Source organism: Micromonospora sp. NPDC051925 (assembly GCF_044548625.1).
Classification (GTDB): Bacteria; Actinomycetota; Actinomycetes; order Mycobacteriales; family Micromonosporaceae; genus Micromonospora.
The window spans coordinates 247,295-261,537 of sequence record NZ_JBIUCH010000011.1 but is presented as its reverse complement, the minus strand read 5'-3'; the positions used below and the strand labels follow the sequence as shown (position 1 = coordinate 261,537).

Genomic DNA, 14,243 nt, shown 5'->3' with positions numbered 1-14,243 from the left:
CTTTTCCTTGCACCGCAACGGGTTCGGGCGTGTCCGCACCGACCACCACGGCGACCACCCACCGCACTCACGCCGTTACGCGGAAAGGCTCACTGTGCATGTCCCCTCCGCGGGAAGGAGCCTTGAATGGGCCGCATGGCCGATGGAACCCCGATCCCCGTGCGGGGCGAGGGGATCGTGCTGCTACATGAGGACGATACGGGCACGTGCGAGGAGCCGGATTGTCCCGGGACCGGGCTGCGCCACCGTGGCCTGATCGACGTAGGCCGCCTCGATGACTGCATCCATTGCCCTTCGGGGCCGGCTTGGAGTGACCCCTCTGATACTCGCCATCACTCCGGGGCAAGCCAGTCGACGCCTTCGGTGTGAAGGAACGATCACGGTCGCCTGACCTGGTGTTGATGAGCCTACGAGCTGCACGAACGGCCCCTGACCGTCCGTGGTTGTCCCTCAGCGTTCACCCCGGTAGTCACCCAGTTAGACACCCTCATACTTGCGTTCCTTCTACACCAGTTCGGTTTCCCAATCTTCGAATGGCGGATCGATGATGTAACTCGGGTCGCAGTATCGGCGCACATATTGAGCTGCCCGGTACATGGCTTCTCCTGCGTTGGTAACGCTGCCGTCAGGCTGCACGTCGAGCACGTTTGTAAAAATCGCGAAGGCTTGTTCGAGTGGCGACCCGAACTGCACGAGGGCTGACCTGTAGTCGATACCGTCGAGAAGCTCGACATCAAGGGTGCCGTTTGCGATGTAGAACGCGAAGTACCGACAGGCCGACCGCACGTCCTCGGGGAGTTGGCTCACGATGGGCATCTTGGCAGACTCGTTGACGCCCCCATACGCCTTCACCACGGCGACCATCTTCACTGTCTGCCGTCGACGCGCCCTCCGGGGAGCGGGCCGCCGCCCGGCGCGACACGTCAATCGGAACTTGACGGCTCGTACGAGCGCACTGGCGGGTCGGGCGTGGTCTGCTCGGCTTGCCCGGGTCGATGACAGGCGGATGGCCTACCGCAACCACCCACGGACCGTGACCCGCCGACGAAGCCCCGGCCATCCTGGAGCCGGAGCGCCCCCGCCGGAGGCGCAGTAGCCGCGACCCCGCGACCGCCGCCAGCTCGCCGACGCGGCCGGCCTGCCCTGCCCTACGCCGCGCGGGCTCGTGGCCACGCGGCCCGGCCGGCCGCCGGCCCAACCCCTCCACCAGTCGAACCCCTGTCGTCCTCGACGGCCCACCGGGCTTCCGCTGTCCGCGCCAGCTGACGGGCCTGTTGCGTAGCCGGCGTGGAGCGACAGCGGGGCGTCGAACGCGTGCCCTGGCGGCGGCGCGTGTGGCCCGTCAAGGGCCGTCTTGAAGACGTACAGGAACTTTGAACCACATCGCCGGCAGCCGGCCGCGCCCGGTCGGCGACTGGACACGGGATGGTGCGCGGACCGGGTCGCTCCGTGCTCTGGCGGGATGGCCGACCTCGTCGATACCGCTCGGGAAGTTGCGCGACATCTGTTGGAGACGCCGTTGCCTCGTCGATGGAGTCACGTCCAGGCGATCGCCGCCAAAGCGGACCGGATCAGCGCGGCGGTTCCGATCGAAGATCGTGCGGTGCTCGTAGCGTCGGCGTGGCTGCATGACGTGGGCTACAGCCCCGACCTGGTCGACACCGGCTTTCACTCCCTCGACGGTGCGCGCTGGTTGCGCCGTGAGCGGTTCAACGAGCGGATCGCCGCCCTGGTGGCTCATCACTCCTGCGCGTGGCTGGAAGCCGAGGAACGTGGGCTCGGTGACGTCCTGGCCGCCGAGTTCCCTCGGGAGGAGCGGGTCGGCCGGCACGGTCAGCGCGAAAAGATCAACAACAGGATCGCGGTCAGCAGCGCGCTGACCAGGATCGAGCCGAGGCAGCCCATCCGGTTCGAGAAGAAGAGGAACATGCGTCACCGGTTACCCCGGTAGCCGGGTTCCACGCGCCGAGCGGTCGCCCCCGAACGGGACGACCGCTCGGCGTGCGTACACCATCTGGGTTGACGTGCGCGTACCCGGAGAGGGTGACGTGCGCGTGCCGGATCAGGCGGTGACCTGCGCGTACCCACGGCAAAGGCGACGTGCGGGCGGCCGGGTCAGACGGTGATCGGCTGCTCGGCGCGGACGGCGGTGGCCTCTGCACGGGCGATCGGGCCGTTGGGCAGGGCCGCGACGCCGGCCCCGACGCCTACCGCTGCGGCGGCGAAGAGGAACGCCCAGGGCACCCCGCCGGCATGGTCGACGATCAGGCCGGCGACCGCGCCGCCGGCCGCGCTCGCCGCCACCGACATGGTCACCACCCAGGTGTACGCCTCGTTCAGCATGCCGGTCGGGGTGATCCGCCCGACCAGGTTGTTCTCCAGGGTCAGCGCGGGGGCGATGGTGGCACCGCCGATCACCAGTGCGATGCCGAGCGACACCGGGCCGGGCATCACCGCGAAGATCGCCAGGGTGCCCGCCACCGCGGCGAGCAGCCAGGCGAACTGGCGGGTCATGTTCGCCGCCGGGCGGCGTACCCCGAACCAGAATCCACCGATGGCGCTGCCCACCCCCCAGACGGCGAGCAGCAGGCCGGCCAGGCTCTCCGGGTCTCCGGTGGGCTGGTTGCCGGCGAACGCCGGCACGATCACCCCGGCCGCGCCGAACGCGCCGCCGAGACTCGCCACGCAGACCAGCAGTGCCGGGAAGCCACCCACCCGCAGCGGCCCGAGGCCACGGGCGTGGTGTTCCCGTGCGTGGGGCCGCCAGCCGCGCATCACCCGGCCCAGCGCCACCCCGGCGGTGCCGACCAGGGTCACCACCGCCGCACCGACCAGCGCGGCGGCGGCGTCGGCGAGCAGCACGAAGGCGGCCACCAGCAGCGGGCCGAGCACGAAGACGACCTCGAAGAGCGACGTCTCGGCGGCCAGTGCGGTGTTGCGCAACGGGAAGCGGCCGGTCGTCGGGCCGGTCAGGTCGTTCCAGGCGCCCCGGATCGCCGCGGTCAGCGGCGGGTAGGTGGCCCCGGCCATCCCGGCGGCCAGGTAGATCAGTCGCAGGTCGGTGCCCTCGGCGCGGCTCGCCCAGAGCAGCCCGAACAGGGCCAGGGGATGGGCCACAGCGGTGACCAGCAGCACCGGGGTAGGGCCGACCCGGTCGGCGATCCGACCGGCGACCGGGCTGAGCGCGGCACCGGACAGGGCGTAGATGCCGCCGGCCACGGCGGCGAGGGAGTACCGGCCGGTCACCTGCTCCACGACCAGCAGCAGGGCCAGCGGGGTCATCCCGATGCCGAGTCGACCGACGACGCCGAGGAGCAGCAGCAGCGGTGCGCCGGGAATCCGCCAGACGCCCAGGTACTGGCGCAGTGCGGCCACGGTGCACCTCCAGGGAGACGATCAGGTAACGAGTCAGAACCCTGTCGACCCTAACGCCACAGGCCGCTCCGGGAATGGTCGATTCACTCACATTCGGGGGCCGGGCCGGGGGCTGACCCGGTGGCGGCGAGAGGGTAACTTGCTGATCGAGCCAGATACATACACCGCTGGAAGGCCCCCGACGCCGTAGGAGGTCCGATGGTCGGCACCACGACCGAGCGCCACCGGCCCGGCCCGGCGATCCGTGACAGCCAGCGCCGGGAGAACACCCACCAGCAGCAGGACGGGGTCGAGGAAGCGAACCGACTGATGTGATGACCGACGCCGACGAACGGCTCTCGCCGACCCCCGGTTACCGGGCCCTGTTCCGCCACCCGGTGGCCTCCCGGCTGGTCACCGCCCGAGGAATCTCCGAACTGGGCGACTTCGTGGGGCTGGCCGCGCTGCTGCTGCTCGCGTACGACCAGACGCAGTCGGTCCTCGGCCCGGCCGCCGTGTACGCCGCCCGCGCCCTGCCGGCGCTGCTGGTCGCCACGGTCTTCAGCGGCTGGTTGGACGTGCCGGCCCGCCGTACCCTGCTGGTCTGGCTCTCGGTGGCCGGCGCGGTGCTGATCGCGGTCCCCCTCGCGGCACCCCGACCGGTGCCGGCGATCGTCGCGGCCGGCCTGCTCGGCGCGGTCCGGGCCGCCTACTCCAGCGTCAACGTGGCGGTCGCCGCCGAGGCGGTGGACGCCCCGCTGCGACTGCCGTTGTTCGGCCTGTCGGCCTTCGCCAACCAGGTCGGCCAGGTGATCGGCCTGCTCGCCGGGGCCAGCATCACCGTGGCGCTCGGCCCCCGGGTGGCGCTCCTGATCGACCTGGTCTCGTTCCTGGTCGCAGCCGTGGTGCTGGCCGGGCTGCCGACCGGGCAGCAGCGGCGACGCGGAACGCGCCCGCCGGCCACCGCCGGCCTCCGGACCATCGCCGGGCACCCGGTGCTGCGCGGTGTCGCCCTGCTCACCCTCGCCACGGTGCTCTCCGGTGCGCTGCCCGAGACCCTCGCCCCGGACCTCGCCAGCGGAGCCTGGCGACCCGTGGTGCTCGCGTCGTCGGCGCTGGGCGGCGCGCTCTTCGTCCTGGTGGTGGGGCGGCGGGGCTGGCTGGGCCGGTTGGTCGGGCAGGTCGCCGTGGCCGCCGCCCTGGGCGGGGCGCTGCTGCTGGCCGCCCTCCTGGTCGCCGTCCGCGCCCCGGTCTGGTCGCTGGCCTGCGCCAACGCGCTGGTCGGCGCGGGGGGTGGTTGGCTGATCGGCGCGCAGGCCACCTTCGCCCGGTTGGCACCGGTGGAACGGATGGGGCAGGTGGAGGCGACCATCGTGGCCGCCAACATCGTCGTCGCCGGCTGCGGGATCTTCCTGCTCGGGTCGGCCGCCGCCCTGTTCGGCCCCGCCGTGGCCTACCTGCTGGCCGGGGTGGTGCTGCTGGTCGTGGTGCTGCTGGCCCGCCCCGACCGGCTGCCGGTCGACGCCGACCCGCAGCCGACCGGTTCCGCCGGCTGACCACGGACCGACCCGCCGGCCACCGAACGACACCGCTGCGCCCGCGTCCGGTTCGGACGCGGGCGCAGCGGTGTCGTTCGGGGTCAGCGCTGGAACTGCACCGGGCCGGCGCTGCGGGCCATCTGCTCCAGGCGGGCCACCCGCTCCTCCATCCGGGGGTGGGTGGAGAAGAGCGCGGCGATGCCGCCACCCCGCTTGAACGGGTTGTCGATCATCAGGTGGGCGGTGCTGGTGAGCTGCCCCTGCGCCGGCAGCGGCCGGGCCTGGGTGCCCAGGTGGATCTTGCGGAGGGCACTGGCCAGGGCCAACGGATCCCGGGTGAGCTGGGCGCCCGAGGCGTCCGCCTGGAACTCCCGGCTCCGGCTGATCGCCAGCTGGATCACGGTGGCCGCGATCGGGCCCAGGATCACGGTGAGCAGCAGCACCGCCGGGTTCGGGCCGTCCTCGTCGTCGCCACCGCCCAGCGGGATGAAGAACGCCAGGTTCGCCAGCATGGTGATGATGCCGGCCAGGCCGGCCGCCACGCTGGAGATCAGGATGTCCCGGTTGTAGACGTGGGACAGCTCGTGGCCGATCACCCCACGCAGCTCGCGGTAGTCCAGGATCTCGGTGATCCCGTGGGTGACGCAGACCGCCGCGTTGGCCGGGTTACGACCGGTCGCGAACGCGTTGGGCTGCGAGGTGGGGCTGACGTACAGCCGGGGCATCGGCTGCCCGGCCTCGGTGGCCAACTCCCGGACCATCCGGTACAGCTCGGGGAACTGGGCCTCGCTGACCGGTTGCGCCTTCATCGAGCGCAACGCCAGCTTGTCGGACCAGAAGTAGGTCACACCGTTCATCAGCAACGAGACGACGACGGCGATGACGAGGCCGCCGCTCCCACCGAACCAGTAGCCGACCGCGAGGATCAGCGAGGTCAGCAGGCCCAGCAGCGCTGCGGTCTTCAGACGGTTGTGATGCACGATCGCTCCTTCGGTGCGCGGGTCTCGCGGGACCCGCTGACCGGTACAACGTCACCGGTACCCGTCAACCATCCTGCTCATGACTGGCAGTTTGACTGAAGAAACCTGTGAACCCGCTGTACCGGCCGGACACCGGGGACGACAGCAACCAACGCGGCATACGCCGCACCTTCCCTCGCAGGCCGGCAGGAGACGGCCCCGGAGGCTCGCTCAGGAGACCGACGTAGGGGCTGTTCAGGAGGCTTGCTCAGGAGGCGGCGAGGTCCAGCACCAGTTGCGGGGCGAAGCCGATCACCACGGCCAGCACGGTCGCCCCGGCCAGGGCCACGGTGACGGGCCAGGCCGTCCGGCCGGGCAGCACACCGAGGGCCGGCCCGGTCGACTCCCCGTCGGGCACCGGTCCCGTCGACTCACCGTCGGGCACCGGGGCCGGGCCGGCGTAGAGGGTGGCGGCTATCCGCAGGTAGTAGGCCAACCCGATCACCGCGTTCAGCGCCACCACCAGGGCCAGCCAGCCGGCCCCACCGTCCAGCAGCGCCCTGACCACGGTCACCTTGGCGAACAGCCCCGCCAACCCGGGCGGCAGGCCAGCCAGCCCGACCAGGGCCAGCGCGAACGCCGCCCCGATCCACGGCCGCCGCCGGGCCGCCCCGCGCAGCTCCGCGACCGTGCCGCCGTCCGCACCGGCCGGGCGCAGCGCCACCAGCGCCGCGAACGCGGCAAGCTCCAACACCACGAAGAAGACCGCGTACGCCACCGCGGCGGCGTACGCCCCGGCCCGGACGTCGTCGGCCCGCCCGGCGGTCAGCGCCAGCACACCCAGCGGGGCCAGGATGTAACCCGCCTGGGCCACCGACGACCAGGCGAGCAACCGGACCGTACGCCGCTGACGCAGCGCCACCAGGTTCCCCACGGTCATGGTGAGCACCGCGAGCAGGGCGAGCACCGGGCCGGTCACCTCCGCCGGCAGCGCCCGCTGCACCACCGCCAGCAGGGCCACCACCCCGCCCAGCTTCGACGCGGTGGACAGGTACGCCGCCACGGGCAGAGGGGCACCGTCGTAGGTGGCCGGCGCCCAGGCGTGGAACGGCACCGCGGCGACCTTGAAGGCCAGCCCGAGCACCACCAACGCGACGGCCGCCGGGATCAGCGGCAGGTCGGGCGTCTCGGCCAGCAACCCGCCGAGCCGGTCCAGGTGCAGACCCCCGGTCGCCGCGTACAGCAGGGCCGCGCCGAGCAGGGTGACCGTCGTCGCCACCACGCTCACCACGAAGAAGGTGACCGCCGCCTCGGCGCTGGCCGGGCTGCCCCGACGCAGGCCGACCAGCACGTACAACGGCAGGGTCAGGGTCTCCAGGGCGACGATCAGGGTGATCAGGTCGCCGGCCGCGCCGAGCACCACGCCACCGGTCATCGAACAGGCCAGCAGGAAGCAGTACTCACCGACCGGTGTCGGCCCGCTGCGCAGCAGTGCACCGGAGAGCCCGAGCACCCCCAGGGTGATCAGGGCGAAGACGCCGGCGACCAGGGCCGCCCGGCCGTCGAACACCCACGAGCAGTCGGTGCCGACGCAGAACGTCCGCCGGGTGCCGGCCGCCCCCACCACCACCGCCCCGACCCCGGTGGCGACGACGCCCGCGCACGCCACGGCCACCGTCGCGCCGGCCCGGCCCACCAGCAGATCCGCCAGCAGCACGAGTACGGCGGTGCCGGCCGCCAGGTACGCCGGCAGCAACGCCACATTGTCGACGCTCTGCACCAGACTCACCGGTCACCACCTCCGTTCGCGACTGCGGGGCTCCGCTGCGCTGCACTCCTCGCGCTCACCGAGCCAACCCTCCGTTCGCGACTGCGGGGCTCCGCTGCGCTGCACTCCTCGCGCTCACCGGACCACCCTTACCAGGGCGTCCACCGGGCCGGTGGTGTAGCCGAGCACCAGGGCCGGCACCAGGCCCACGGCGAGGGCGAGCAGGACCAGCGGAACCCAGGCGGTCAGCTCCGCGCCGGCCAGGGCGGGGGTGAACCGGCCGACCACCGGGCTGGGGCGGCCGTGGGTCACCCGGCGCAGCAGCCGTAGGAAGTACGCGGCGGTGAGCGCCCCACCGACCGCCGCCAGCACCGCCAGGGTGGTCCACAGCGGCCCACCCCGTTCGACGGCGGCGACCACGGCGAACGCCTCACCCCAGAAGCCGGCCAACCCGGGCAGGCCGAGCGAGGCCACCGCGGCGAAGCCGAGCAGCCCGGCCAGCCGGGGCGCGGTCTCCCGCAGCCCGGACAGGTCGGCGAGCGCCCCGGTGTGGGCACGGTCCTTGATCGCTCCGGCGAGGAAGAACAGCAGCCCGGTGATCACCCCGTGCGCCACGTTGCCGATCAGCGCCGCCTGGATGCCGGTGGCGGTCAGCGTGGCCACCCCGAGCAGCACGAACCCCATGTGCCCGACGCTGGAGTACGCGATCAACCGCTTCAACTCGTCCTGGGCCAGGCAGACCAGCGAACCGACCAGGATCGCCGCGACGGCCAGCACCCCGAGCACCGGGGCGGCCCAGCGGGCGCCCTCCGGGGCCACCCCGACCGCCACCCGGATCAGGCCGTACGTGCCCATCTTGAGCAGCACCCCGGCGAGGATGACGCTGCCGACGGTGGGGGCCTGGGTGTGCGCGTCGGGCAGCCAGGAGTGCAGCGGCCAGAGCGGGGCCTTCACCGCGAACGCCAGCCCGAGCAGGGTGAACGCGGCCAACTGGGTACCCCGGGACAGCCCCGCCCCGCCGGTCAGCGCGACGAGGTCGGCGGTGCCGGCGGCGGCCACCACCACGTAGACCCCGACCAGCAGCAGCACCGAGCCGAAGAGGGTGTAGAGGGCGAACTTGCGGGCCGCCGCACGGGCCGGCGACCCGGAGGACACGTCCGCCGTGCCCCCGGCACCGCCCCAGCCGGCGATGATCGCGTACATCGGCAGCAGGACGACCTCGAAGAAGGCGAAGAAGAGCACCAGGTCCAGGGCGAGGAAGGTGCCGAGGATGCCCACCTCGACCACCAGCAGCAGCGCGATCAGGGCCCGGCCGCTCCCCCCGCCCTCGGGCACCCGGCGGACGGTGTAGCCGCAGCAGAGCAGGGTGAGCAGCGCGGTGAGCACCACCAGCGGCCAGGAGATGCCGTCCACCCCGAGGTGGAAGCGCAGGTCGAGGCCGGGCACCCAGGGCAGGTCGACCTGGTGCCAGGGCTGCACGGCGGGGGCCGGGCCGTAGCCGAACCAGCCGTGGTCGCCGAGCACCAGCAGCGCCGCCCCGACCAGGGTCAGCGCGGCGACCGCCGTACCCAGCAGCCGGGCCGCCCGTTCCCCGGGGACGACGGCGACCAGCGCCGCACCCACCGCCGGCAGCGCCAGCACCGCGCCCAGCAGGAACTGCCCCAGGCTCACCGCGCTCACCGGGCTGACCTCTCACTCGCGACTGCGGGGCTCCGCTGCGCTGCACTCCTCGCGCTCATCAGGACCCTCCGATCAGGGTGGCGGCCAGGCCGATCAGCAGCGCCCCGGCCAGCACCGCCGCCGCCGCGCGGGGCACCGCCCCCCGGTGCAGCGCGGCCAGCCCACCGCCGAGGGCGGACGCCCCCCGGCCGATCCCCTCGACCAGGCCGTCCACCCCGACCTCGTCCCCGGTACGCGCCACCCGGGCGAGCGCCGTCGTGGGGCGTACCACCAGGGCGTGCTGGACGTCGTCGAGCCGGAACGCGCGGGCGAAGACCGGCCGCAGCGGACCCAGCGCGCGGGCCGGGTCGGCGGCCGGGTCGCGCCGCCAACCGGCCCAGGCCAGCCCCGCGCCGGCCAGCAGCAGCACGATCGGCAGCAGCACCGCCGGGGCCAGGTGGACGAGTTCGACGTCGACCGCCGTGCCCCCCAGCCGGGCGGTGAACGGTGGCCAGAACGCCGCCAGCCCGAGCAGCGCGGCCGGGACCGCCAGCAGCAGCACCGGCCAGCGCATCAGGGCCGGCGGGTCGTGCGGGTGCAGCAGCGGCAGCCGGGGCTCGCCGAAGAAGGCGCGCAGCAGCAGCCGGGTGGCGTACCCGGCGGTCAGCAGCACGCCGAGCAGCCCGGCCAGCCACACCAGCCAGCCGACCCAGGCCGGCGCGGGACCGGTGCCGTCGAGCGCGGCGGACTCGGCGACCGCGAGCACCCCGTCCTTGCTCCAGAAGCCGGACAGCGGGGGCACACCGGCCAGCGCGCCCAGCCCGATCAGCGTGCACCAGAAGGTGACCGGCATGCTGCGGCGCAGCCCACCCATCCGGGACATCAGGGTGGTGCCGACGGCGTGGATCACCGCACCGGCGGCGAGGAACAGCAGGGCCTTGAACGCGGCGTGGGTGAGCAGGTGGAACAGCGCGGCGGCCGGGGCCCCGACCGCGAGCGCACCCGTCATGTAGCCGATCTGGGAGACCGTCGACCAGGCGAGCACCCGCTTCAGGTCGTCCTGGGCGGTGGCCGCGAACGCACCGAGCAGCAGGGTGACCGAGGCCATCACCCCGAGTACCGCCAGCGCCACCGGGGCCTGCGCGAACAGCGGGTAGAGCCGGGTCACCGCGTACACCCCGGCGGCCACCATGGTCGCGGCGTGGATCAGCGCGGAGATCGGGGTCGGACCGGCCATCGCGTCCGGCAGCCAGGTGTGCAGCGGGAACTGGGCGCTCTTGCCGGCCACCCCGGCGAGCAGCAGCAGGCAGGCGGCGGTCAACGTGCCGGTGGAGTGGTCGTGGGCGAGCACGTCGGCGATCCGGAAGCTGCCCGCCGACACGCCGAGCAGCGCGATGCCGAGCAGGAAGCCGACGTCACCCACCCGGGTGACCAGGAACGCCTTCATCGCGGCGGCCGGGGCCTCGGGCAGCCGACGGTCGTGGGCGATCAGCAGGTACGAGCAGATGCCCATCACCTCCCAGCCGACCAGCAGCAGGATCAGGTCCCCGCTGACCACCACCAGCAGCATCGCGGCGGTGAAGAGGCTGATCTGGGCGGCGTAGGGCGGGTAACGGTGGTCCACCTCGACGTCGTCGTGCGGGCCGCGCCGCAGGTAGGCAACCGAGTAGACCTGCACGGCCAGGGCCACCGCCGCCACCGCCACGGCGACCAGCGCGGCGGCACCGTCCAGCCGGACCCCGAGGGTGACCCGTAGCCCGCCCAGCTCGATCCAGGTGGTGGCGGTCTCCACCGGGTCGCCGACCCGGACCAGCAGCACCACCGCGACCAGCAGCGCACCGGCCGCGCCGGCCACCCCGAGACCGATCGCCGCCCGCCGGGCCGCGTCCTCACCGGTGGTCGCGCCCTTCGGCGACGGCGGCAGCAACAACCCCAGCAAACCGGCAACCAGTGGTACGACCGGCAGCGCCGCCCCGAGCAGTCCGGTCACCGGTCGACCTCCGTCCCGTCGACGGCCGATCCGGCCCCCACCCGGTCGGCGGCTGGCCCTGCCCCCAGCCGGTCGGCGGTCGGCTCGGTCAGCGGCACGTCGTCCACCGTGACGCTGGCCCGCAGCCGGTAGAGCTGGAGCACGATGGCCAGCCCGACGCCGATCTCGGCGGCGGCCAGCACGATCACGAAGAGCGCGAAGACCTGCCCGGAGTGCGGCAGGACGGCCTTCGCGGTGGTGTCGGCGGTGACCAGGATCAGGTTGACCGCGTTGAGCATCAACTCCACCGCCATCAGCACCAGCACCGCGTTGCGCCGCCGCAGCACGCCGTAGACGCCGAGGCCGAACAGCAGCGCCGCGGTGACGTACGGGATGACCGGCCTCACCGGACGCCACCCCCGTCCCCCACGGTGGACCGGTCGTCGACGGCCGGGGCAGGACGGACCGACGGGTCGGGGCGGGCCGACGGGGCAGGACGGACCGGTGGGGCGACGGGCGCGACGGGGCGGGCCGACGGGTCGGCGGCGGCGTCGGGGCGGCGGCCGAGGTCCGGGCGGGACAGGATGATCGCGCCGACCAGGGCGGCCAGCAGCAGCACCGAGAGCACCTCGAACGGCAGCACCCAGGAGCGGAACACCTGCTCGCCGATGCCCTCGGCGGTGCCCGCCGCCGGCAGCTCCACCGCCGACCAGCGGAACGCGTCGACCAGCAGCACCGCCAGCCCCAGCCCGGCACCGCCGCCGATCAGCGCCGCCGGCCAGCCGGGCCGGTCCAGGTCGGCGGAGGCGCCGATCGGGGCACGGGTCAGCATCACCGCGAACAGCAACAGCACCACCACCGCGCCCACGTAGATCAACACCTGCACCCAGGCCACCAGCTCGGCCGTGAGCACCAGGTAGTCACCGGCCAACGCGCCCAGGCAGACCACCAGGTAGAGGCCGGCCCGGACCAGGTGCTTCGTGGCGACCACCAGCACACCCGTCCCGACCGCCACCGCGCCCAGGGCGAGCAGCAGCACGTCCGCACCGGTCACCGGGGAGCACCTCCGTCGCCGGTGGAACCGGACTCGGGGGTGGGACCGGATTCAGAGGTGGGGCCGGACTCGGAGGTACGACCGGATTCAGGGGCGGGCTCGGAGACGGGGGCGGGGGCGGGCTTGGAGGTAGGGGCGGGGGCTGAGGTGGGGGCGGGCTCGGGGGCGGTAAGGCCGGGCTTGGGGCGTACCACGGTGGGTCGGGCGGCGGAGCTGGTCGGGGCGGCGGCCTTGCGCGCGGCGGTGGTCTCCTCCTTCGCCGGCTCGCCGTGCGGGTCGTGCGCGGGTGGCGGCGGCACCGTGGCCATCCACTGGCCGAGGTGGTCCTTGTCGTGCAGCAGATCCTTGATGTCGTACTCGGCGTACTCGAACTCGGGCGACCAGTAGAGGGCGTCGAACGGGCAGACCTCGATGCAGATGCCGCAGTACATGCAGAGCGAGAAGTCGATGTCGAACTTGTCGAGGACGTTGCGCTGGCGGGGGCGGGCCGCGCCGGCCACCGCCACCTCCTCCTTGTGCGAGTCGATGTAGATGCACCAGTCCGGGCACTCCCGGGCACAGAGCATGCAGACCGTGCAGTTCTCGGTCAGCAGCGCGATCACGCCCCGGGAGCGGGGCGGCAGCTCGGGGGCGACGTCCGGGTACTGCTGGGTGGTCGACCGGCGGGTCATCGTCTTCAACGTGACCGCCAGCCCCTTCACCAGCCCCTCACCGGGAAGGCCGCCGCGTTCGCTCACGGGGTCGCCCCGCTGCGCTCACCGGCACCGTGAGACACCACCGCACTGAGCTGGCTGATTCGCCCGCTGCGCTCGCTCATGGGCTCATCCTGCCCTGTGGCCCCGGCGCGCGCGACCACCACCCGGCGTTTGCCGGCGCTACCCTGACGAGCGGGGAGAACGACGCACCGGGAAGGACCGACCGATGACCGCCGCGTTGCAGAGCGACCATCCGCCCGAGGGCGGTTGGACGACCGACGATCTGGACGCGCTGCCCGAGGACGGCCGCCGCCGCGAGCTTCTCGATGGAGTGCTGATCGTGTCCCCCTTCCCCACCCGCATCCACCAGACCATCGCCGGCCGCCTGATGGTCGCGCTCGAAGAGGACTGCCCCGACGACTACGACGTCACCCAGGGGGTCGAGGTACGGATCAACCGGACCCGCTCCTTCATCCCCGACGTGCTGGTGACCACGTCCGCCGCCGCAGCCCGGGAGCCGTCCCGCTACCAGCCGCACGAGGTGGTGCTGGCCGTCGAGATCGTCTCCCCCAGCACCCGCTCCATCGACCGGGTGCTCAAGCCGGCCCTGTACGCGCAGGCCGGCATCCCGTTTCACTGGCGGATCGAGGTGGAGGACGACGGTCTGGTCGTCCACACCTACAAGATCGACGCGGTGAACGAGGTCTACGCGGAGACCGGGCGGTGGACGAAGTTCGTGGACACCGGGGAGCCGTTCCCGGTGAACCTGTCGATCGCCCGGATCACGCCCCGACGCCGGTGAGCGGCGGCAGCATCTCCACACCCAACTGCTGGAGCAGCTGGAACAGCTCGTTGACGCTCCACACGTCGACGATCCGCCCGGCGGTGTCGAAGCGCAGGAACGTCGCCCCCGAGTAGCTGACCACCTGCCCGGTGGGCGGCACCGGGCCGAACTGCCCCGCCTGGGTGCCGGCGGCCCGCCAGCGCAACGCCACCCGCTCCCCGGTGGCCACCACGTCCACCAGCTTGTAGCGCAGGTCGGGGAAGGCGGCCCGGCGCTCCCGGTGCCAGGCCAGCACCGCGGCCGGGCCGGCGCCGCCGAGCCCCGGGCACTCGTCGGCGACCAGCTCGTACGCCGACTCCTCGCGGCCGGCATTCCAGACGTCGGCGACGAACCGTCGGGCCACCGCCTCCACATCGATCATCCGGGCAGCCTAACCGCGTGGGGTGGACCGGAGGTGGCGCGG

The 14,243-nt window shown here is 73.1% G+C and carries 13 protein-coding genes; 3 read left to right on the top strand and 10 right to left on the bottom strand.

What is annotated here, in order from left to right; genetic code table 11:
- Window positions 1-504: 504 nt before the first annotated feature.
- The gene (locus ACIG87_RS17530) at window positions 505-864 is read right to left on the bottom strand and encodes a hypothetical protein (RefSeq protein WP_396851533.1); all 360 of its coding nucleotides are present in this window, start codon (window positions 862-864) and stop codon (window positions 505-507) included.
- 598 nt (window positions 865-1,462) lie between these two features.
- Here ACIG87_RS17530 and ACIG87_RS17525 point away from each other — a divergent pair.
- Complete coding sequence (locus tag ACIG87_RS17525; RefSeq protein ID WP_396851532.1) at window positions 1,463-1,951, top strand: HD domain-containing protein; 489 nt, start codon at window positions 1,463-1,465, stop codon at window positions 1,949-1,951.
- 164 nt (window positions 1,952-2,115) lie between these two features.
- Here ACIG87_RS17525 and ACIG87_RS17520 read toward each other — a convergent pair whose 3' ends face one another.
- Window positions 2,116-3,375, bottom strand: coding sequence for an MFS transporter (locus ACIG87_RS17520; RefSeq protein WP_396851531.1), 1,260 nt, complete (start codon window positions 3,373-3,375; stop codon window positions 2,116-2,118).
- Between the two features lie 314 nt (window positions 3,376-3,689).
- Between ACIG87_RS17520 and ACIG87_RS17515 the strand changes: the two genes are divergently transcribed.
- On the top strand, window positions 3,690-4,910 hold the full coding sequence (locus tag ACIG87_RS17515; RefSeq protein ID WP_396851530.1) for an MFS transporter: 1,221 nt from the start codon (window positions 3,690-3,692) through the stop codon (window positions 4,908-4,910).
- Window positions 4,911-4,993: 83 nt separating this feature from the next.
- Here the strand turns inward: ACIG87_RS17515 and htpX are convergent, their stop codons facing one another.
- From htpX to ACIG87_RS17480, 7 genes are all read right to left on the bottom strand, one after another.
- Window positions 4,994-5,872 carry a zinc metalloprotease HtpX gene (gene htpX / locus ACIG87_RS17510; protein WP_396851529.1) on the bottom strand — a complete coding sequence of 293 codons (879 nt, stop codon included), beginning with the start codon at window positions 5,870-5,872 and terminating at the stop codon, window positions 4,994-4,996.
- A gap of 247 nt (window positions 5,873-6,119) precedes the next feature.
- Window positions 6,120-7,640 carry an NADH-quinone oxidoreductase subunit N gene (locus ACIG87_RS17505; RefSeq protein WP_396851528.1) on the bottom strand — a complete coding sequence of 507 codons (1,521 nt, stop codon included), beginning with the start codon at window positions 7,638-7,640 and terminating at the stop codon, window positions 6,120-6,122.
- Between the two features lie 114 nt (window positions 7,641-7,754).
- The gene (locus ACIG87_RS17500; protein WP_396851527.1) at window positions 7,755-9,299 is read right to left on the bottom strand and encodes a NuoM family protein; all 1,545 of its coding nucleotides are present in this window, start codon (window positions 9,297-9,299) and stop codon (window positions 7,755-7,757) included.
- A gap of 58 nt (window positions 9,300-9,357) precedes the next feature.
- On the bottom strand, window positions 9,358-11,268 hold the full coding sequence (locus tag ACIG87_RS17495; RefSeq protein ID WP_396851526.1) for an NADH-quinone oxidoreductase subunit L: 1,911 nt from the start codon (window positions 11,266-11,268) through the stop codon (window positions 9,358-9,360).
- Window positions 11,265-11,654, bottom strand: a complete 390-nt coding sequence (nuoK, locus tag ACIG87_RS17490; RefSeq protein WP_396851525.1) for an NADH-quinone oxidoreductase subunit NuoK — start codon at window positions 11,652-11,654, stop codon at window positions 11,265-11,267. Before nuoK ends, ACIG87_RS17495 begins: the two co-directional genes overlap by 4 nt.
- Window positions 11,651-12,301: an NADH-quinone oxidoreductase subunit J gene (locus ACIG87_RS17485; RefSeq protein ID WP_396851524.1), complete on the bottom strand. Its 651-nt coding sequence runs from the start codon at window positions 12,299-12,301 to the stop codon at window positions 11,651-11,653. Before ACIG87_RS17485 ends, nuoK begins: the two co-directional genes overlap by 4 nt.
- Window positions 12,298-13,038 (bottom strand): 4Fe-4S binding protein, encoded by a 741-nt coding sequence (locus ACIG87_RS17480; RefSeq protein ID WP_396851523.1) that lies wholly within the window; start codon window positions 13,036-13,038, stop codon window positions 12,298-12,300. The genes ACIG87_RS17485 and ACIG87_RS17480 overlap by 4 nt, the downstream gene beginning before the upstream one ends.
- 184 nt (window positions 13,039-13,222) lie before the next feature.
- On the opposite strand from ACIG87_RS17480, the gene ACIG87_RS17475 reads away from it, so the two are divergent.
- Window positions 13,223-13,798, top strand: coding sequence for a Uma2 family endonuclease (locus ACIG87_RS17475; protein ID WP_396851522.1), 576 nt, complete (start codon window positions 13,223-13,225; stop codon window positions 13,796-13,798).
- On the opposite strand, the gene ACIG87_RS17470 is transcribed toward ACIG87_RS17475, so the two are convergent.
- Window positions 13,779-14,201, bottom strand: coding sequence for an ester cyclase (locus ACIG87_RS17470; protein ID WP_396851521.1), 423 nt, complete (start codon window positions 14,199-14,201; stop codon window positions 13,779-13,781). The two genes, ACIG87_RS17475 and ACIG87_RS17470, sit on opposite strands and share 20 nt — an antisense overlap.
- Between the last annotated feature and the right edge of the window lie 42 nt (window positions 14,202-14,243).

Excerpts from the sequence above, each read along its gene's own strand:
- ACIG87_RS17530 (WP_396851533.1), bottom strand. The coding sequence starts at position 864 with ATGGTCGCCGTGGTGAAGGCGTATGGGGGCGTCAACGAGTCTGCCAAG.
- ACIG87_RS17525 (WP_396851532.1), top strand. The coding sequence starts at position 1,463 with ATGGCCGACCTCGTCGATACCGCTCGGGAAGTTGCGCGACATCTGTTG.
- ACIG87_RS17515 (WP_396851530.1), top strand. The coding sequence starts at position 3,690 with ATGACCGACGCCGACGAACGGCTCTCGCCGACCCCCGGTTACCGGGCC.
- ACIG87_RS17475 (WP_396851522.1), top strand. The coding sequence starts at position 13,223 with ATGACCGCCGCGTTGCAGAGCGACCATCCGCCCGAGGGCGGTTGGACG.
- ACIG87_RS17470 (WP_396851521.1), bottom strand. The coding sequence starts at position 14,201 with ATGATCGATGTGGAGGCGGTGGCCCGACGGTTCGTCGCCGACGTCTGG.